The organism is Pseudomonas sp. Snoq117.2 (assembly GCF_900110545.1).
GTDB lineage: Bacteria > Pseudomonadota > Gammaproteobacteria > Pseudomonadales > Pseudomonadaceae > Chryseomonas > Chryseomonas benzopyrenica.
This window is the reverse complement of sequence record NZ_FOED01000001.1, coordinates 192,291-211,049: the sequence shown is the minus strand read 5'-3', so window position 1 is coordinate 211,049 and position 18,759 is coordinate 192,291. Positions and strand designations below refer to the sequence as shown.

14 protein-coding genes are annotated in these 18,759 nt (G+C 64.4%); 7 read left to right on the top strand and 7 right to left on the bottom strand.

Annotated elements, in window-relative coordinates:
* Positions 1 to 28: 28 nt before the first annotated feature.
* The 5 genes from BMZ43_RS01105 to BMZ43_RS01085 are packed head-to-tail and all read right to left on the bottom strand — an operon-like array spanning position 29 to position 6,395.
* On the bottom strand, positions 29 to 1,180 hold the full coding sequence (locus tag BMZ43_RS01105; protein WP_064308847.1) for an acyl-CoA dehydrogenase family protein: 1,152 nt from the start codon (positions 1,178 to 1,180) through the stop codon (positions 29 to 31).
* An 11-nt stretch (positions 1,181 to 1,191) separates the two neighbouring features.
* On the bottom strand, positions 1,192 to 2,244 hold the full coding sequence (locus BMZ43_RS01100) for an enoyl-CoA hydratase/isomerase family protein (RefSeq protein WP_017642597.1): 1,053 nt from the start codon (positions 2,242 to 2,244) through the stop codon (positions 1,192 to 1,194).
* Positions 2,241 to 3,137, bottom strand: a complete 897-nt coding sequence (gene mmsB, locus BMZ43_RS01095) for a 3-hydroxyisobutyrate dehydrogenase (protein WP_017642596.1) — start codon at positions 3,135 to 3,137, stop codon at positions 2,241 to 2,243. The genes BMZ43_RS01100 and mmsB overlap by 4 nt, the downstream gene beginning before the upstream one ends.
* 13 nt (positions 3,138 to 3,150) lie before the next feature.
* Entirely contained in the window at positions 3,151 to 4,665 is a 1,515-nt protein-coding gene (locus tag BMZ43_RS01090) for a CoA-acylating methylmalonate-semialdehyde dehydrogenase (RefSeq protein WP_093249124.1), read from the bottom strand.
* Positions 4,662 to 6,395 carry an AMP-binding protein gene (locus BMZ43_RS01085; protein ID WP_093249120.1) on the bottom strand — a complete coding sequence of 578 codons (1,734 nt, stop codon included), beginning with the start codon at positions 6,393 to 6,395 and terminating at the stop codon, positions 4,662 to 4,664. The genes BMZ43_RS01090 and BMZ43_RS01085 overlap by 4 nt, the downstream gene beginning before the upstream one ends.
* A gap of 208 nt (positions 6,396 to 6,603) precedes the next feature.
* On the opposite strand from BMZ43_RS01085, the gene BMZ43_RS01080 reads away from it, so the two are divergent.
* Together BMZ43_RS01080 and BMZ43_RS01075 are read left to right on the top strand one after the other, a co-directional pair.
* Positions 6,604 to 7,560, top strand: a complete 957-nt coding sequence (locus tag BMZ43_RS01080) for a LysR family transcriptional regulator (protein WP_093249117.1) — start codon at positions 6,604 to 6,606, stop codon at positions 7,558 to 7,560.
* 98 nt (positions 7,561 to 7,658) lie between these two features.
* Positions 7,659 to 8,105 carry a hypothetical protein gene (locus BMZ43_RS01075; protein WP_173148240.1) on the top strand — a complete coding sequence of 149 codons (447 nt, stop codon included), beginning with the start codon at positions 7,659 to 7,661 and terminating at the stop codon, positions 8,103 to 8,105.
* 29 nt (positions 8,106 to 8,134) lie between these two features.
* Here the strand turns inward: BMZ43_RS01075 and BMZ43_RS01070 are convergent, their stop codons facing one another.
* Together BMZ43_RS01070 and BMZ43_RS01065 are read right to left on the bottom strand one after the other, a co-directional pair.
* Positions 8,135 to 9,085, bottom strand: a complete 951-nt coding sequence (locus BMZ43_RS01070; RefSeq protein ID WP_093249113.1) for a 2-hydroxyacid dehydrogenase — start codon at positions 9,083 to 9,085, stop codon at positions 8,135 to 8,137.
* A gap of 54 nt (positions 9,086 to 9,139) precedes the next feature.
* Positions 9,140 to 10,447 carry an Nramp family divalent metal transporter gene (locus BMZ43_RS01065; RefSeq protein ID WP_017642590.1) on the bottom strand — a complete coding sequence of 436 codons (1,308 nt, stop codon included), beginning with the start codon at positions 10,445 to 10,447 and terminating at the stop codon, positions 9,140 to 9,142.
* 281 nt (positions 10,448 to 10,728) lie between these two features.
* Here BMZ43_RS01065 and tig point away from each other — a divergent pair, with 281 nt between their 5' ends.
* The 5 genes from tig (at position 10,729) to BMZ43_RS01040 (ending at position 18,716) form a co-directional block, all read left to right on the top strand.
* Entirely contained in the window at positions 10,729 to 12,039 is a 1,311-nt protein-coding gene (gene tig, locus BMZ43_RS01060; protein WP_026084027.1) for a trigger factor, read from the top strand.
* A 90-nt stretch (positions 12,040 to 12,129) separates the two neighbouring features.
* The gene (gene clpP, locus BMZ43_RS01055) at positions 12,130 to 12,771 is read left to right on the top strand and encodes an ATP-dependent Clp endopeptidase proteolytic subunit ClpP (RefSeq protein WP_007162222.1); all 642 of its coding nucleotides are present in this window, start codon (positions 12,130 to 12,132) and stop codon (positions 12,769 to 12,771) included.
* Between the two features lie 110 nt (positions 12,772 to 12,881).
* Positions 12,882 to 14,162, top strand: a complete 1,281-nt coding sequence (gene clpX, locus BMZ43_RS01050; RefSeq protein ID WP_017642587.1) for an ATP-dependent Clp protease ATP-binding subunit ClpX — start codon at positions 12,882 to 12,884, stop codon at positions 14,160 to 14,162.
* A gap of 126 nt (positions 14,163 to 14,288) precedes the next feature.
* Positions 14,289 to 16,685, top strand: coding sequence for an endopeptidase La (gene lon / locus BMZ43_RS01045; RefSeq protein WP_064308841.1), 2,397 nt, complete (start codon positions 14,289 to 14,291; stop codon positions 16,683 to 16,685).
* A gap of 174 nt (positions 16,686 to 16,859) precedes the next feature.
* Positions 16,860 to 18,716: a SurA N-terminal domain-containing protein gene (locus tag BMZ43_RS01040; RefSeq protein ID WP_093249109.1), complete on the top strand. Its 1,857-nt coding sequence runs from the start codon at positions 16,860 to 16,862 to the stop codon at positions 18,714 to 18,716.
* The last annotated feature ends 43 nt before the right edge of the window (positions 18,717 to 18,759 follow it).

The following is an 18,759-nucleotide window of genomic DNA, read 5'->3' as shown; positions in this document are numbered from 1 at the left end:
CAGGTCACGGCCGTCATCCCGGACGCCCTCACATTTCGTAGCGATCGAGTTCCCGGGTGATCAGCAAACGCTGAATTTCACTGGAGCCTTCGTAGATCTGGGTGATGCGGATATCGCGGTAGTACTGCTCCACCGGATAGTCCTCCAGGTAGCCATAGCCGCCATGGATCTGGATGGCCTTGGAGCATACCCATTCGCCCGTCTCGGTGGCGAACAGCTTGGCCTGGGAGGCCTCGCTGAGGCAGGGCTGCCCCGCCGTGCGCAACCGCGCCGCATGCAGGATCAGCAGCCGCGCGGCATTGAGCCGGGTGTGCATGTCGGCCAGCATGTTGGCGATGCTCTGGTGCTGGATGATGGCCTTGTCGAACTGGATACGTTCGCGGGCGTAGCCCAGCGCCGCCTCGAAGGCCGCGCGAGCGATGCCCAGGGCCTGGGCGGCGATGCCGATGCGCCCGCCTTCCAGGTTGGACAGGGCGATAGCCAGCCCCTTGCCGCGCTCGCCCAGCAGGTTGGCCGCCGGGATCCGGCAGTTGTCCAGGGTGACCGCGCAGGTGTCGGAGGCGCGCAGGCCCATCTTGTGTTCGGTGCGCTCGACGCGAAAACCGGGAGTGTCGGTGGGTACGAGAAAGGCCGACAGGCCCTTCTTGCCCAGCTCCGGATCGGTCACCGCGAAGACGATGGCCAGGCCGGCGCGGCGCCCGTTGCTGACGAACTGCTTGCTGCCATTGAGCACCCAGCTGTCGCCGTCGAGGACCGCGCGGGTGCGCAGGTTATGGGCCTCGGAGCCGGCCTGGGGTTCGGTCAGGCAGAAGCAGCCGATGACCTTGCCGGCGGCCAGGTCGGGCAGCCAGTGATCCTGCTGTTCGGCGGTGCCGTAGCGCAGCAGTGGGCCGCAACCCACCGAGCTGTGGATGCTCATTAGGGCGCCGAGGCTGCCGTCGCCGGCGGAGATCTCTTCCACGGCCAGGGCATAGGCGACGTAGTCCATATAGGTGCCGCCCCATTGCTCGGGCACCACCATGCCCAATAGGCCCAGTTCACCCAGTTGGGCGACCACGGCGTCGTCGATCCACTCGGCCTTTTCCCAGGCCCGGGCGTGGGGCGCGACCTCGCGGCGGGCGAAGTCGCGCGCCATGTCGCGGATCATGCGTTGTTCTTCGGTGAGTTCGATGTCGTGCATGGAAGCCTTCCTCAGGAATGGCGAAAATCGGTGAAAAAGGCCGCGACGCGGCGTGGATCCAGATCCTGCCAGCGAGCCGGATTCCAGTGCGGCGTGCGGTCCTTGTCCACCAGCATGGCGCGCACCCCCTCGATGATCTCGCCCTTTTCGAACCAGCGACGATCCAGGTGCAGCTCCAGCGCGAAACACTGCTCCAGCGACAGCCCGCTGCCTTGACGCAGTAATTCCAGGGCGGTGGCGACCGCCAGTGGCGAGCGGGCGTCCAGGGTGGACAGGGTCTCCTGGGCCCAGTCGCGATAGGCGGAGCAGCTTTCCGCCTGCAGGCTGCCGCGCAACTCTTCCACGGTCGCCGCGGCGAAGTGTTCGGCGATGGCGGGGCGCAGGTCGGTCAGACGCGCCGACTCGGCCGGCGCCGTGGCGAACTCCTGCAGCAGGGCGGCCAGATCGGTCGGCCCCTGGGCAGTGGCCGCCTCCAGCCGTTGGAGGAGGTCGTCGGTCGTCGCTTCGGCAATGAAGACATCGGCCAGGCCGGCCGCCAGGGCATCGGCCGGACCGATCTGCACGCCGGTCAGGCCCAGATAGAGGCCCAGCTGATCCGGCAGGCGTGGCAGGAAGTGGCTGGCGCCGACATCGGGGAAGTACCCGATGGCTGTTTCCGGCATGGCCATGCGGGTGCGCTCGCTGACGATCCGCAGGCGCGCCGCCTGCACCAGGCCCATGCCGCCGCCCAGGACCAGGCCGTGGGCCAGCGCCAGCACCGGCTTGGGATAGCGGTGCAGCGCTAGGTCCAGGGCGTATTCCTCGGTGAAGAAGGTCAGGTGCAGGTCGTCGCCACGCTGGTAGCTGTCGTAGAGCGCACGGACATCGCCGCCGGCGCAAAAGGCCTTGGGGCCGTTGCCGCGCAGCACGATCACCCGCACGCCGGGGTCCTGTTCCCAGTCGCGCAGGGCTCCGTGCAGCGCGCGCACCATCTCCAGGTCCAGGGCATTGAGCCCGGTCGGGCGATCGAGGGTCAGATAGCCGACCCCGCCACGTCTTTCCAGCAGTACCTTGGCGTCGCTCATGCACCGTCCTCGTCCAGGTAGTCCTGGATGATGGCTGAGAAATCCAGGCCGCCGCCACCCGCGCGGCTGAATCTCTGATAGAGCTGCTGCGCGACCGCCCCAAGGATCACCGGCTGGCGCACGGCACGCGCCGCCTCGGTGGCCAGGCCCAGGTCCTTGAGCATGAGCTCGGCGGCGAAGCCGCCCTGGTAGCCGCGCGAGGCCGGCGCCTGGGGCAGTACGTCCGGATAGGGGTTGTTAACCTCCGAACTCCAGCAGCGCCCGCTGCTGGTATTGATCACCCCGGCCAGGGTCTTGGCGTCCATGCCCAGGCGGGTACCCAGGGCCATGGCCTCGGCCACCCCGATCATGGAGATGCCCAGCAACAGGTTGTTGGCGACCTTGGCCACCTGGCCGTTGCCACTGGCGCCGCAGTGCACCAGGTTGCGACCCATGGCGGCCAGCAGCGGCTGGGCACGCTGGAAGCCCGCCTCGCTGCCGCCGACCATGAAGGTCAGGGTGCCGGCCGCGGCGCCGCCGGTGCCGCCGGAGACCGGGGCGTCCAGCACTTCCAGGCCACGTTCGGCGGCGGCGCTGGCCACCGCCCGGGCGCTGAGCGGATCGATGGTGGAGGAATCGATCAGCAGGGTGCCCGGGCGGGCCCGGGCGATCAGCCCGTCTTCACCGAGATAGACCGTCTTTACATGGGCGGCCGCGGGCAGCATGGTGATGATCACTTCCGCGCCACTTTCCGCCACGGCGGTGGGCGAGGCGGCAACCTCGGCCCCTTCGGCGCGCAGCGCTTCCAGCGCGGCGGTGGAGAGGTCGAAGACGGTCAGCTGATGGCCGGCCTTGAGCAGGTTGCGGGCCATGGGCGCGCCCATGTTGCCTAGTCCCAGAAATCCCAGATGCATGCTGGCGTCTCCCTTACTTGAGGGTGATGGTGGTGTTGACGACCCCGGCGCTGCCGACGTCCTGCTCGTCGGGCCAGCGCGTGGTGATGGTCTTGGTCTGGGTATAGAAGAGCACCGCCTGCTTGCCGTAGGGCCCCAGGTCACCCAGTTTGGAGGCGCGCGAACCGCTGAAGGAGAACAGCGGCACCGGTACCGGAATGGGCACGTTGATGCCAACCTGGCCGACGTCGATGTCTTCCTGGAAGCGGCGGGCCGCGGCGCCGGAGCGGGTGAAGAGGGCGACGCCGTTGCCGTTGGGATTGGCGTTGATCAGGGCGATGGCCTCGTCGAGGGTGGCCGCGTGCATCACACAGAGCACCGGGCCGAACAGCTCTTCGCGATACAGGGTCATCTCCGTGGTCACCCCGGAGAACAGCGTCGGGCCGACGAAATTGCCTTTCTCGTAGCGCTCGACCTGAATGTTGCGGCCGTCCAGCTCCAGGGTCGCGCCTTCGCTCACGCCACGCTCGATCAGGCCGCTGACCCGGTCCAATGCCTGGCAGGAGATCAGCGGACCGACGTCGGTGCCGTGCTCGTGACCCGCGCCCACCTTGAGGCTGCGCGCCTTGGCCACCAGATCCGGCACCCAGCTGTTGGCTTCGCCCACCAGCACCACCACCGAGACCGCCATGCAGCGCTGACCCGCCGCCCCGAAGGCGGCGCCCACCAGGTTGGCCAGGGTCTGCTCGCGCGGCGCATCGGGCATCACCACCGCATGGTTCTTGGCGCCCATCATGCACTGCACGCGCTTGCCGGCTTCGCTGGCGCGGCGATAGACATGGGTGCCGACGCGGGTCGAGCCGACAAAGGACAGCGCCTTGATATCCGGGTGATCGCAGAGAGCGTCCACCACCGCCGGTCCGCCATGGACCACGTTGAGCACCCCGGGCGGTACCCCGGCTTCCAGCGCCAGCTCGGCCAGGCGCATGGTCACCAGCGGATCCTGCTCCGAGGGCTTGAGGACGAAGGTATTGCCGCAGGCGATGGCCATGGGAAACATCCACAGCGGAATCATCGCCGGGAAGTTGAAGGGGGTGATGCCGGCGCAGACGCCCAGGGGTTGCAGCAGCGTATAGGTGTCTACCCCGCTGGCGACGTTGTTGGCCAGTTCGCCCAGTTGCAGATTGCCGATGGCCGCGGCGTGCTCCACTACCTCCAGGCCGCGGAAGACATCGCCCTCGGCGTCGGCCAGGGTCTTGCCCTGCTCGGCGGTGAGCAGGGCGGCCAGTTCGCTCATGTGTTCGCGGATCAGCTGCTGGTAGCGCAGGAAGATGCGTGCCCGGGCGCCGATGGGCGTCTTGCGCCAGGTGGCGAAGGCCGCCTTGGCACTGGCCACGGCGCGCTGTATCTCCTCAGTGGTGGCGAAGGGCACCCGCGCCAGCACCTCCTGGGTGGCCGGGTTGATCACTTCGCGGCCTTCGCGGCTGGTGGAGGTGACGAATTGGCCGTCGATCAGCAGCGGCACGTCTTTGATGGCGGTCTGGGTCATGACAGGGATTCCTGGGCGGTGGCAACGGAGGCCGGGGCAGGGTGGTTGGCGAAGTCTTCTTCGGCATAGTCGTGGAGGTAGGCTGTGCCAGCCGCGCGGCGCTGTGCCTCGCCCAGGCGCAGCTCGATGCGGCGGATCTTGCCGGACAGCGTCTTGGGCAGTTCGCCGACGAATTGCAGGCGGCGTACTCGCTTGTAGGGGGACAGGCAGCCACGGGCGAAGCCGAGCAGCTCCTGCGCGAGTTCAGGCGAAGGCGCGTGGCCGGCAGCCAGGATGACGAAGGCCTTGGGTACATTGAGGCGCAAGGGGTCGGGGCTCGGCACCACGGCCACTTCCATCACGGCCGGGTGCTCGATCAGGGCGCTTTCCAGTTCGAAGGGGCTGATGCGGTAGTCCGCCGACTTGAAGACGTCATCGGCTCGCCCGACGAAGGTGATGTAGCCCTCGGCATCACGCACCGCTGTATCGCCGGTGCGGTAGTGGCCGTCCCGCATCACCTCGGCGGTTTTCTCCGGACTGTCCTCGTAGCCCAGCATCAACCCGGCGGGGCGCGGCTGCAGCGACAGGGCCACCTCGCCGTCGTTGCCCGGCTGGCCATCGGCATCCAGCAACTCGACGTGGCACCCTGGCAGCGGACGACCCATGGAGCCCGGCTTGAGCGGCTGGCCCGGGGTATTGCCTACCAGGGCGGTGGTCTCCGACTGGCCGAAACCATCTCTCAGGGTCAGCCCCCAGGCCGCCTGCAGGCTGTCGATGATCTCCGGATTGAGCGGCTCGCCGGCGCCGACCAGCTCCCGCAGCTGCAGCCGCTCGCGATAGGCGGCGAGGTCCTCCTGGATCAGCATGCGCCACACCGTGGGCGGCGCGCAGAGACTGGTGACCGGATAGCGCGCCAGCACCTCCAGCAGCGCCTGGGGCTTGAACCGCGGCACATCATGGATGAACACGCAGGCACCAGCGTTCCAGGGGGCGAAGACGCAACTCCAGGCATGCTTGGCCCAGCCGGGGGAGGAGATGTTGAGGTGTACGTCGCCGGGTTGCAGGCCGATCCAGTAGAGGGTCGACAGGTGCCCGACTGGATAGCTACTGTGGCTGTGCAGGACCAGCTTGGGTCGCGAGGTGGTCCCCGAGGTGAAATAGAGCAGCAGCGGATCCGTGGCGAGGGTAGGGCCGTCCGGCAGGAAGTCGCTGGCGCAGGCGCCCGGCGCATAGGGCTGCCAACCGGCCACCGGCGACCCGACGCAGATCCGGGTGAGGCCCGGATCCAGACTGGCGCAACGCTCCGTATGGGCACTGCCCACCACCAGGTGGGCGATGCGCCCGCGCTGCACCCGATCCTGCAGATCGGCATCACTGAGCAAGGTGGTGGCGGGCACCACCACGGCGCCCAGCTTGAAAGCACCGAGCAGCGTCTCCCACAGCGCCACCTCGTTGCCCAGCATCACCAGGATGCGTTCGCCGCGCCGCACGCCCTGGGCCCGCAGGAAGTTGGCGGTGCGATTCGAGGCCTGGCGCAGCTCGGCGAAGCTGTTGCGCTCTTCGCGACCTTCGGCGTCGAGTCGCCACAGTGCCGGACCGGCATGCTCCTCGGCCAAGCGATCGAAATGATCCAGTGCCCAGTTGAAGTGTTCCAGTTCCGGCCAGCGAAAATCGCGGACGGCAGTGGCGTAGTCGGTGCGATGGCGCAGCAGGAAGTCGCGCGCTGCGCGGAAGGCGTCGCTGGCCATCATGGGCGATACCCCGCGGACTGCAGGATCGGGAGGGAAGGGCAGCGTCCGGCCTGGCGCCGGGATGGGGCCTGAGGGTGGGTCATGGTTGCCTGCTCTTTATTGTTGTTGGGTAGCAGCGGGTCGCGCCGTCACCACTCGTGACGCGCCCTGGTAAGCAGTATAGTTCCGGCAAAAGTCTCTTGGCTTCCGACAAAAACGCCCGACCGACATGCAAAAATCCAATAACCCGGCAGCGCGTCTCGACTGGGACGATCTCAGATTCTTCCTCGAAGTCGCCCGCACCCAGAAGGCCAGCGCCGCGGCGCGGCGGTTGGGGGTCGATTACACCACCGTCTCGAGGCGTATCTCGGCCCTGGAAAAGGCGCTCGGTGCCCTGCTGTTCGAGAAGTCGCGCAGCACTGGCTTCAGCCTCACCATGGAAGGGCAGCGGCTGCTGGTGCACGCCGAAACCCTGGAAAGCACCCTGCAGACCGCCTGCGAGCAGATCTCCGATACCCGTCTGGCGCCTTCCGGCCAGGTGCGCATCGGTGCTACCGAAGGCTTCGGCAGCTACTTCGTCGCGCCTCAGCTGAGCTTCTTCCAGGATCGCTATCCGGGGATCACCCTCGAGGTGCTACCGGTCCCGCACTTCGTCAACCTGTCGCGCCGCGAAGCCGACATCGCCATCACCCTGGAACGCCCCGAACGCGGGCCCTATGTCTGCCGCAAGCTGTGCGACTATCGCCTGCGACTCTATGCCACCGCCGACTACCTGGCCCGCCACCCGCCCATCGCGCAGCTCACGGATCTGCACCGTCATAGGTTCATCACCTACGTCGACGATCTCGCCTTCAGCCCCGAGCTGCTCTATCTGGAGCGCATCCTGCCGGAGGCCAGCAGCGGCTTGCGCAGTACCAGCGTGATTGCCCAGTATCAGGCCGCCCTGTGCGGACACGCCCTGGCCATCCTGCCGTGCTTTGTCGCCGAGCCGGATCCGCGCCTGGCGGCGCTCCTGCCGGAACAGATCCAGATCACCCGGCAATTCTGGCTCTACTACCGCGAAGACTTGCGCCGCCTGCGCCGCATCACCCTGGTGACCGACTACCTGCGCGCCTGCACCGACGCCAATCGCGACTTCCTGCTCGGCGAAACCCGCGCGCCGGTGCTGGGCTGGCCGGCGACCTGAGGCCCGGCGCCGATCGCTGCGGCACCCCGGGACCCGGCCGGGGTCTCAGAGCTGTCGGTCGTCCTTCGACGGCCTCCAGTGAACAGATGGGAACGGCAATGGAACGATATCAGGCATTGAGTCAGGCGCTGAGCAAGTCAGCCGAGCGGGAAGAAGCCTACTGGCAGGAGCTGGAGCGCCGCCTGCATGAATTGCCGGAGTGCTTCACCCGCTACCTGGGGCTCACTCCCGCGGATCAGGTCGATGCCGGGTTGGGCCTGGAAAAGCGCGTCGATGGCAACATCGTCCGCGAACTGGAAGTCTATGCGCGCTACGACCTCACGGTGATCGTCGATGACCTGGCCGGCACGCCCCAGACCTTCGCCATCGGGCTGTCCTTCTTCTATACCAACGACCACTTCGTGCTGAAGGAGCGCGACGGCGAATTCTCCGTTGCCCTCGAACCCCAGGACGATCCCGACCGATTCTGGGACGAAGGCTGCCGCGAGATCTACGATTCGCTGGCACGGCGGATCCGCAGCAAGACCCTGCCCGCCATCGAGTAGGAAAGGGCGGCCGCGCGGGCCGCCGCTTTTCAGACGGGAGTGACCAGGGTGCCGTCGGTGAAATAGCGCTCCACATTGGCCAGCACCAGGTCAGCCATGGCCTGGCGCGTCTCGTGGGTGCCGCTGCCGAGATGCGGGGTGAGGACCACGTTGTCCAGCGTCAGCAACGCCGTGGGCACCTCGGGTTCCTCGGCGAAGACATCCAGCCCGGCGCCGCCCAGGGCGCCGCTTTGCAGGGCCGCCACCAGGGCCGGCTCATCGACCACACTGCCGCGAGCGATGTTGATGAGATAGCCACGCGGTCCCAGGGCCGCGAGGATCCGCGCGTCGATCAGCCCATCGGTGGCGGGACCACCGGGCAGCGACAGCACCAGGAAGTCCGCTGCCTCCGCCAGGGCTTCGAGATCGGCATGATAGCGATAGGGTACGTCCGGTTGCCGATGGCGACCGTGGTAGGCCACTTCCATGCCAAAAGCCTCCACCCGTCGGGCGATGCCTTTGCCGATGTTGCCCAGACCGACAATGCCGCAGGTCTTGCCCGCCAGGCGCGAGGTCAGGGGAAACTTGCCCAGGCGCCAGTCGCCGCGGCGCACGAAACGATCCGCCGCACTGATGCCCCGCGCTACATCGATCAGCAGGGCGAAGGCGGTGTCGGCGACGCAGTCGTCCAGTACACCCGGAGTGTTGCTCACGAGCACGCCTCTGTCGCGCGCCGCGGCGATGTCGATGCTGTCGTAGCCCACGCCGAAACTGAACACCGCCGCTAGGGCGGGCAGGGCGCTCATCAGTTCGCGGGTCGCGCCGTGCACGCCTGAGGTCACCACGGCCACCACGTCCTGGCCGCGTGCCGCGAGCAGTTCGGACTGATCGGGTGCTTCCCAGAGTCGTAGCACCTCATAACGGGTCTTCAGCGCGTCCTGCAGCGCAGGCAGCAGCGGACCCACCTGCAGCAACAGCGGACGTTGGTTCTGTTCAGCCATTTCTAGACTCCTTGGAAGAGAAGGGGCGGCGAACCGCCCCTTGAAGCGGTGGGCTCAGCCCAGCAATTGCAGGCCCAGCTGGATCGCGACCCAGATCGCCAACAGGGTGGCGAAACCCAGGGCCAGGTTCTCGAACCAGTTGTTGCGGTACTCGTCGCCCAGCAGCGACTTCTGGTTGGACATGATCAGCAGGCCCAGGGAGATCACCGGCAGGCCGACGATGTTCAAGGCATTCACGCCGATGGTCAGGGTCACGAAGTCGGGCATGCCCGGCAGCGACCACACCAGCGGCGTCACCAGGATGAAGAGCAGGAACCACTTGTGCGCCGGGTCCTTGTGAAAGGTCTTGCCATAGCGCTCGCGCCGTTCCGGACGGATGTGTTGCAGGGCATCGGTGATCAGCATGGGGAAGGCGGTGGTCTTGCCCACCACGCTGGCGAACAGGGTGGCGAAAACGCCGGTGAAGAAAATCAACCAGCCGCCCGAGCCGAAGAACAGTTCCAGCGCCGAGCCCAGGTCGTTCAGGGTGTTCACCTGCAGGCCGTTGGGTCTGAGGATTTCCACGCCGACGACCCAGATGGCCAGGTTGATGATGATGCCAACCACCACGGCGAACAGCAGATCGTTGCGCTGGATGCGCTTGTGCTCCGGGCCGGTCCAGCCCTTTTCCTTCATCACATAGGGATGCACGAAGTTGGCGATGGAACCGGCCACGGCGCCAATGACCGACACGGCCACCAGCAGAGCCCCATGCACGCCTTCGTCCGGCGGAATGCTGAAGCCGATGGTGCCGCGCAGGATACCGCCCAGGTCCGGGCCCGACATCACCGCCAGAGTGATGAAGGCCAGGGTCATGACCGCCAGCAGCACCTTCATCACGCCTTCGATCAAGGCATAGAAGTTGCGCCCCACCAGCAGCCAGACGGCGATCACCACCGCCACCGAACAAAGCAGCGGATAGTCGACATGGAGAAGGGTGGCCAGGGCCTCGCCAGCGCCCTTGAGCATGTAGGCGTTGGTCAGGTGCCCCATGACGAGCGCGTACCCAAGCATGAACCAGGCGAACACCGGGTGCAGCTGGGCATAGCCTTCGAGGATCGACATGCCCTTGTTATTGCACAGCTGGAAGCGGGCGATGATGTTGACGATGAGAAAGCGCAGTAGCAGGGACACCGCCAGCACCCACATCATGGCGTAGCCATAGTTGGCGCCAGCCACCGAGGAGGTGATGAGGTCGCCAGCGCCCAGCCAGGACAGCACCGCGATGATGCCGGGGCCCAGCAGCTTCGCCAGGCGGCGCAGGCCGGAGCCTTGCTCCTTGGCCAGAGGTACGGATTTTTCGACGGAACCGGATCGCTCCATTAGGGCGGTTCTCCTAACGATTGTTGTTGTTGTGAAGGGGCCGGAAGTGGCCTTTTCGTTAGCTTGCCCTTTCAGGGTTTAACACTACATACGACGTCGTACAACCAAAGGTGGGCAACAAAATGTTGCTTTCGTCAGGTCAGGCCAGACGCCCTTCGTTGATTGCCGTACGTACCGCTGGATCAAGCCAGGTGACTTCGCTTGAGACTGTCTCTAGAATGGTCGCCCTTGATTCTGGGGGGTCGGAAAGCCGGCCTGTTCTTGTGCCACGAGGAATATCCATGCAAGTTTCCGTTGAAAACACCTCTGCTCTCGAGCGTCGCATGACCATTGGCGTGCCGGCCGAGCGTATTGAAACCGAAGTGAACAAGCGTCTGCAGCAGACTGCACGGCGTGCCAAGGTTCCCGGTTTCCGCCCGGGCAAGGTACCCATGAGCGTCATCCGCCAGCGCTACGAAGCCTCGGCTCGTCAGGAAGCCTTGGGTGATCTCATTCAGGAAACCTTCTACGAAGCCGTCGTCGAGCAGAAGCTCAACCCGGCCGGCGCACCCGCCGTCGAACCCAAGGTGTTCGAAAAGGGCAAGGACCTGGAATACGTCGCCACCTTCGAAGTCTTCCCCGAGTTCGAAGTCAAGGGCCTGGACGGCATCGAGATCGAGCGCCAGGACGCAAGCGTCGAAGACGCCGACATCGACAAGATGCTCGACGTGCTGCGCAAGCAGGGCACCCGTTACGAAGCCGTTGACCGCGCTGCCGCCAACGACGACCAGGTCACCATCGACTTCGTCGGCACCCAGGATGGCGAAGCCTTCTCCGGTGGCTCCGCCGAGAACACCAAGCTGGTGCTGGGTTCGGGTCGCATGATCCCCGGTTTCGAAGACGGTCTGGTCGGTGCCAAGGCCGGTGACGAGCGTGTGCTCGACCTGACCTTCCCCGAGGACTACCAGAACCTGGATCTGGCCGGCAAGGCCGCCCAGTTCAAGGTCACCGTCAAGGAAGTGGCCGCACCCGAGCTGCCCGAGCTGAACGAAGCCTTCTTCAAGCAGTTCGGCGTGGAAGAGACCACTGTCGAAGGGTTCCGCGCCGAAGTGCGCAAGAACATGGACCGCGAGCTGCGCCAGGCGCTCAAGACCAAGGTCAAGAACCAGGTCATGGACGGTCTGCTGGCTGCCAACCAGATCGACGTACCGGCTGCCCTGATCAGCAACGAAGTGGATCGCCTGCGCGTTCAGGCCGTCCAGCAGTTCGGCGGCAACATCCAGCCCGAGCAACTGCCGGCCGAGCTGTTCAGCGAGCAGGCCAAGCGCCGCGTGCTGCTGGGCCTGATCATCGCCGAGATGGTCAAGCAGTTCGAGCTCAAGCCCGATGACGCCCGCGTTCGCGAGCTGATCGAAGAGATGGCTGCGGCCTATCAGGAGCCCGAGCAGGTAGTGAAGTGGTACTACCAGAACGAGCAGCAGCTGAACGAAGTGCGTTCGGTTGTACTGGAAGAACAAGTCGTGGATACTGTCCTCAAGCAGGCAAAAGTCACCGACAAGCAGGTCTCCTACGAGGACGCGGTCAAACCGGCCGAGGCTCCCCAAGCAGCCTGATCTGCCTCCAGTTGCTAGTTCACCTAAGCCAGCCTCGTGCTGGCTTATGTGTTTTTGACAGGTTATCCAGATAGGGAGCTAGTGCAGGACATGTCCCGCAATTCATACATGCAATCCATGCCCGATATTCAAGCCGCTGGCGGTCTGGTACCCATGGTGGTGGAGCAATCCGCCCGGGGCGAGCGCGCCTATGACATCTACTCCCGGCTGCTCAAGGAGCGGGTCATCTTCCTGGTTGGCCAGGTCGAGGACTACATGGCCAATCTGGTCGTCGCCCAGCTGCTGTTCCTGGAAGCGGAGAATCCTGACAAGGACATCCACCTCTATATCAACAGCCCGGGTGGCTCGGTGACCGCGGGCATGTCGATCTACGACACCATGCAGTTCATCAAGCCTGACGTCTCCACCATCTGCATCGGCCAGGCCTGCAGCATGGGCGCCCTGTTGCTGGCAGGCGGTGCCGCCGAGAAGCGTTTCTGCCTGCCGCACTCGCGGATGATGATTCACCAGCCGCTGGGCGGCTTCCAGGGTCAGGCATCGGACATCGAAATTCACGCCCGTGAAATTTTGACCATCCGTGAGCGTCTGAACAAGGTGCTGGCGCATCACACCGGTCAGCCGATGGACGTGATCGCCCGCGATACCGACCGTGACAACTTCATGAGTGGCCCCGAAGCCGTTGCCTACGGCTTGATCGACAAGGTCCTCGAGAAGCGCAACATCCCCGCCTGACCCCGCCTCGACCACCTGCCCAAGCGCCGGTCGTTTGGGCGGGTAGGCTTGAAAAACCGTGCAATAGGCTCCATCTTGTTGATGTAAGCACATTCCATTGGATCGATCGAATGACAGATACGCGCAATAGCGACGATAACGGCAAGCTGCTTTACTGCTCCTTCTGCGGCAAGAGTCAGCACGAAGTACGTAAATTGATCGCTGGACCCTCCGTCTTCATCTGCGACGAATGCGTCGACCTGTGCAATGACATCATTCGCGAGGAGGTCCAGGAAGCTCAGGCCGAAAGCAATGCGCACAAGCTGCCAGCGCCGAAGGAAATCAGCGCCATCCTCGACCAGTATGTCATTGGTCAGCAGCGTGCCAAGCGGGTCCTCGCCGTTGCTGTCTACAACCATTACAAGCGTCTGAATCAGCGCGAGAAGAAAGACGACGTCGAGCTGGGCAAGAGCAATATCCTGCTCATCGGTCCGACCGGTTCGGGCAAGACCCTGCTGGCGGAAACGCTGGCGCGCCTGCTCAACGTACCTTTCACCATCGCCGATGCCACCACTCTGACCGAAGCCGGTTATGTGGGTGAAGACGTCGAGAACATCATTCAGAAGCTCTTGCAGAAGTGCGACTACGATGTTGAAAAGGCCCAGATGGGCATCGTCTACATCGACGAGATCGACAAGATCTCGCGCAAGTCCGACAACCCCTCCATCACCCGCGACGTCTCGGGCGAGGGCGTGCAGCAGGCACTGCTGAAGCTGATCGAGGGTACCGTGGCGTCGGTTCCGCCTCAGGGCGGCCGCAAGCATCCCCAGCAGGAATTCCTACAGGTAGATACCCGCAACATCCTGTTCATCTGCGGCGGTGCCTTCGCGGGTCTGGAAAAAGTCATCCAGAACCGTTCCACCAAGGGTGGCGGCATCGGCTTCAACGCCGAGGTACGCAGCGTGGAGCTGGGCAAGAAGATCGGCGAATCCCTGCGTGACGCCGAGCCCGAGGATCTGGTCAAGTTCGGCCTGATTCCCGAGTTCGTCGGTCGTCTGCCGGTCATCGCGACCTTGGACGAGCTGGATGAGCCGGCACTCATGCAGATCCTGACCGAGCCGAAGAATGCCCTGACCAAGCAGTACGCCAAGCTGTTCGAGATGGAAGACGTGGATCTGGAATTTCGTCCCGATGCCCTCAAGGCGGTCGCCCGCAAGGCACTGGAGCGCAAGACCGGTGCCCGGGGTCTGAGATCCATCCTCGAAGGCATCCTGCTCGAGACCATGTACGAGATTCCTTCGCAGAAGGAGGTCAGCAAGGTGGTCATCGACGAGAGTGTCATCGAGGGGAGTTCCCAGCCGCTGCTCATCTACGAGAACAGCGAGCCCGCCAAGGCGGCGCCAGACGCGTGACAGAAGGGGCTTCGGCCCCTTTTTCATTTCAGCGACGGTTGTATTTTGCGGCGGTCAACCTCATGTTAGGGGAAACCGAGGCCTTAACCGCATCTGCGGCCGATTATTTGCCGAGACCCGTACCCCATGACTACGACGATAGAACTTCCCCTGCTGCCCCTACGTGACGTAGTGGTCTATCCCCACATGGTCATCCCATTGTTCGTCGGAAGGGAAAAGTCCGTCGAGGCCCTCGAGGCCGCCATGGCTGGCGACAAGCAGATCCTGCTGGTCGCACAGAAGAATCCCGGCGATGACGATCCCGCCGCGGACGACATGTATCACATGGGTACGGTCGCGACCGTTCTCCAGCTGCTCAAGCTGCCCGACGGCACCGTCAAGGTCCTGGTCGAAGGCGAGCAGCGCGGCCGTATCGAATCCTTCGTCGAGAACCAGGCCTATGCCCGTGCGCTGGTCACCCTGATCGAAGACAGCGAAGCCCCGGATCGTGAATCCGAGGTGTTCTCGCGCAGCCTGATGAGTCAGTTCGAGCAATATGTACAGCTCGGCAAGAAGGTCCCTGCCGAAGTCCTGTCCTCGCTCAACAGCATCGAGGATCCCAGCCGTCTGGTCGACACCATGGCCGCCCATATGGCGCTGAAGATCGAACAGAAGCAGGAAATTCTCGAGATCACCGAGCTGGGCGCACGCGTCGAGCACGTGTTGGCCCTGCTGGATGCGGAAATCGACCTCCTGCAGGTGGAAAAGCGCATCCGTGGTCGCGTCAAGAAGCAGATGGAGCGCAGCCAGCGCGAGTACTACCTCAACGAACAGATGAAGGCCATCCAGAAAGAACTGGGTGACATCGACGAAGGCCACAACGAGGTCGACGACCTCAAGCGTCGCATCGAAGCCGCCGGTCTGCCCAAGGATGCCCTGGCCAAGGCTACGGCCGAGCTGAACAAGCTCAAGCAGATGTCGCCGATGTCGGCCGAAGCCACCGTGGTGCGCTCCTACATCGACTGGTTGGTGAACGTACCGTGGCAGGCGGAAAGCAAGGTCCGCCTGGACCTGGGCCGTGCCGAGGAAGTCCTGGACAAGGACCACTACGGTCTGGAAGAGGTCAAGGAACGCATTCTTGAATACCTCGCCGTGCAGAAGCGTGTGAAAAAGGTGCGCGGGCCGGTGCTGTGCCTGGTCGGTCCGCCCGGCGTGGGCAAGACCTCCCTGGCCGAGTCCATCGCCCGTTCCACCGGTCGCAAGTTCGTGCGCATGGCCCTGGGCGGCGTGCGTGACGAAGCCGAGATCCGTGGTCACCGCCGCACCTACATCGGTTCCATGCCGGGTCGTCTGATCCAGAAGATGACCAAGGTCGGGGTGCGCAATCCGCTGTTCCTGCTCGACGAAATCGACAAGATGGGCAACGACATGCGTGGCGATCCCGCCTCCGCCTTGCTCGAGGTCCTGGATCCGGAGCAGAACCACACCTTCAACGACCATTACCTGGAGGTGGACTACGATCTCTCCGACGTGATGTTCGTCTGCACCGCCAACTCCATGAACATTCCGGCGCCCTTGCTGGACCGTATGGAAGTCATTCGCCTGCCCGGCTACACCGAGGCGGAAAAGGTCAACATCGCCACCCGCTACCTGATTCCCAAGCAGGTCAAGGCCAATGGCCTGAAGAAGGGCGAGGTGGAATTCGACGAAGACGCCCTGCGCGACATCATCCGCTACTACACCCGCGAAGCGGGCGTACGGAGTCTGGAGCGTCAGGTGGCCAAGGTCTGCCGCAAGGTGGTCAAACAGCATGCCCTGAGCAAGGAGCGCACGGCCAGCGTCACCGTGGATACCCTGGAGCACTGGCTGGGCGTTCGCAAATTCCGCTATGGCCTGGCCGAGCAGCAGGATCAGGTTGGTCAGGTCACCGGCCTCGCCTGGACCCAGGTTGGCGGCGAACTGCTGACCATCGAGTCCGCGGTCGTCCCCGGCAAGGGCCAGATGATCAAGACCGGTTCCTTGGGCGATGTGATGGCCGAGTCCATCACCGCGGCCCTGACCGTGGTCCGCAGTCGTGGTCGCAGCCTGGGCATTCCCAAGGACTTCCACGAGAAGCACGACATCCATATCCACGTGCCCGAAGGCGCCACGCCCAAGGACGGCCCGAGCGCCGGTATCGGTATGTGCACGGCGCTGGTCTCGGCCGCCACCCGTATCCCGGTGCGTGCCGACGTCGCCATGACCGGCGAGATCACCCTGCGTGGTCAGGTGCTGGCCATCGGTGGGCTCAAGGAAAAGCTGCTTGCGGCCCACCGCGGCGGCATCCGTACCGTGATCATTCCAGAGGAAAACGTCCGGGATCTGCGGGACATTCCGGACAACATCAAGGCCGACTTGCAGATCAAGCCAGTCAAATGGATTGACGAGGTCTTGGAGGTTGCGCTGCAATACACGCCGGAGCCGCTTCCGGACGATGGTCCGGAGCTCGTCAGCAAGGACGAGAAGCGGGATCAGGAAGGCAAGGAGCGCGTCAGTACGCACTGACGGCGCCCTTGGGCTTGATGGGCGGGGCGCCAGCCAAGGTTGCTGGTGTTCCGCCGTCCTGCTGGATGCAAGGTCCTTGATCGACGAAAAGGCGCATCTCGAGATGCGCCTTTTCGCTATTTGCTATTCGACGATTTCGCCATGGCCGGTCTGGCCACAGCTCGTGGGGGGAACATGCTACAAAACATCAGGGACCGTTCGCAGGGATGGATTGCCAAAGTCATCATCGGATTCATTATCCTGCTGATGGCGCTGACCGGCTTCGAAGCGATCATCCGCGCCACGGGTCACCAGGGTGCCGTCGCCCTGGTCAATGGCGACGAGATCAAGCAGACAGAGCTGGCCCAGGCCGTGGAAATGCAGCGTCGCCAGCTGCAGCAACAACTGGGGCAGGGCTTCGATCCTTCCACCCTGGATGACCGGTTGCTGCGCGAGTCCGCACTCAAGGCACTCATCGACAAGCAACTGCTGCTGCAGAGCGCCAAGACCGATCGCTTCGCCTTCTCCGAGCAGGCACTGGATCAGTTGATCCTCAATACCCCCGAATTCCAGACCGAAGGGCGTTTCGATCCCCAGCGCTTCGATCAGGCCGTTCGCCAGATGAACTACAACCGCCTGCAATTCCGCGATCTGCTGCGTGACGAAATGCTGATCGGTCAGCTGCGTGCCGGTATCGTCGGCAGCAATTTCGTCACCGATGCCGATATCGAGGCCTTCGCCGCGCTCGAGCGGCAGACACGCGACTTCGCCATGCGTACCGTCAAGGCTTCGCCGGCTGGCATCACGCCGACCCAGGACGAGATCCAGGCCTACTACGACAGCCACAAGAACGCCTTCATGACGCCTGAGCAGGTAGTCATCGAGTACGTCGAGCTGAAAAAGGCCGCCTTCCTGGCCAAGGCCAAGGTCGACGAAAGCCGCCTGCAGGCCGCCTACAAGTCCGAAATCGCCAATCTGTCGGAGCAGCGCGACGCCGCTCACATCCTCATCGAGGTCAACGACAAGCAGAACGATGAGCAGGCCAAGGCCAAGATCCAGCAGATCCAAGAGCGCCTGAACAAGGGTGAAGATTTCGCCAAGCTGGCCAAGGAGTTCTCCCAGGATCCGGGTTCGGCGGCCAATGGCGGTGACCTCGGCTTCGCCGGTCGTGGCGTCTATGATCCGGCCTTCGAAGAGGCACTGTACGCCCTGGCACCGCAACAGGTCTCGGCACCGGTGCGTACCAGCTTTGGCTGGCACCTGATCAAGCTGCAGGGCGTCCAGGCGCCGGAAGTGCCCACCCTGGCCAGTGTCCGGCCGCGTCTGGAACAGCAGCTCAAGGCGGAAGACGCCGACCGCCTGTTCGTGGAAGCGGGCCGCAAGCTGGAAAGCTCCGCCTACGAATCCTCTGACCTGAGCCAGCCGGCCCAGGAGCTGGGTCTGCAGGTCAAGACCAGCGCACCCTTCGGTCGCGAAGGTGGCGAGGGGTTGACCGCCAACCGCCAGGTGATCGAGGCGGCCTTCAGCGAAGACGTCCTGCGTAACGGTGCCAACAGCACCGCCCTGCAGCTCGACCCGGAGACCCTGGTGGTGGTCCGTGACAAGGAGCACCGTACGCCGCAGCTGCAACCCCTGGATGCGGTCAAGAAAGAGATCGTGACCCGCCTGACCCAGGAAAAGGCCGCAGCCGTGGCCAAGCAGGCCGGCGAAGAGCAGCTCAAGGCGTTGCGTGCCGGCGGCAAGGCCGCCGCGGGTGACTGGCGTACCGTCGAAGCCGCCACGCGCAACCAGGAGGGCGTCGATCCCCAGGTGCTGCAGGCTGCATTCCGCATGGCCAAGCCGGAAGCCGACAAGCCGTCCTATGCCGGCATCAGCCTGCAGAACGGGGACTTCGTCCTGATCCGTCTGCAGGGGGTAGGCGTACCTAAGGAAGCCCTGAGCGCCGAGGACAAGGCGTTGTATCGTCGCTACCTGGCCTCGCGAGCCGGGCAGGTCGATTTCGCGGCCTACCGTCGAGCCCTGGATGCCAAGGCCGAGATCAAGCATCTCTGATACGAAAAAAGCCCGGGAAACCGGGCTTTTTCTTGGGTGGCGA

Excerpts from the sequence above, each read along its gene's own strand:
- BMZ43_RS01105 (WP_064308847.1), bottom strand. The coding sequence starts at position 1,180 with ATGCACGACATCGAACTCACCGAAGAACAACGCATGATCCGCGACATG.
- BMZ43_RS01100 (WP_017642597.1), bottom strand. The coding sequence starts at position 2,244 with ATGAGCGACGCCAAGGTACTGCTGGAAAGACGTGGCGGGGTCGGCTAT.
- mmsB (WP_017642596.1), bottom strand. The coding sequence starts at position 3,137 with ATGCATCTGGGATTTCTGGGACTAGGCAACATGGGCGCGCCCATGGCC.
- BMZ43_RS01090 (WP_093249124.1), bottom strand. The coding sequence starts at position 4,665 with ATGACCCAGACCGCCATCAAAGACGTGCCGCTGCTGATCGACGGCCAA.
- BMZ43_RS01085 (WP_093249120.1), bottom strand. The coding sequence starts at position 6,395 with ATGATGGCCAGCGACGCCTTCCGCGCAGCGCGCGACTTCCTGCTGCGC.
- BMZ43_RS01080 (WP_093249117.1), top strand. The coding sequence starts at position 6,604 with ATGCAAAAATCCAATAACCCGGCAGCGCGTCTCGACTGGGACGATCTC.
- BMZ43_RS01075 (WP_173148240.1), top strand. The coding sequence starts at position 7,659 with ATGGAACGATATCAGGCATTGAGTCAGGCGCTGAGCAAGTCAGCCGAG.
- BMZ43_RS01070 (WP_093249113.1), bottom strand. The coding sequence starts at position 9,085 with ATGGCTGAACAGAACCAACGTCCGCTGTTGCTGCAGGTGGGTCCGCTG.
- BMZ43_RS01065 (WP_017642590.1), bottom strand. The coding sequence starts at position 10,447 with ATGGAGCGATCCGGTTCCGTCGAAAAATCCGTACCTCTGGCCAAGGAG.
- tig (WP_026084027.1), top strand. The coding sequence starts at position 10,729 with ATGCAAGTTTCCGTTGAAAACACCTCTGCTCTCGAGCGTCGCATGACC.
- clpP (WP_007162222.1), top strand. The coding sequence starts at position 12,130 with ATGTCCCGCAATTCATACATGCAATCCATGCCCGATATTCAAGCCGCT.
- clpX (WP_017642587.1), top strand. The coding sequence starts at position 12,882 with ATGACAGATACGCGCAATAGCGACGATAACGGCAAGCTGCTTTACTGC.
- lon (WP_064308841.1), top strand. The coding sequence starts at position 14,289 with ATGACTACGACGATAGAACTTCCCCTGCTGCCCCTACGTGACGTAGTG.
- BMZ43_RS01040 (WP_093249109.1), top strand. The coding sequence starts at position 16,860 with ATGCTACAAAACATCAGGGACCGTTCGCAGGGATGGATTGCCAAAGTC.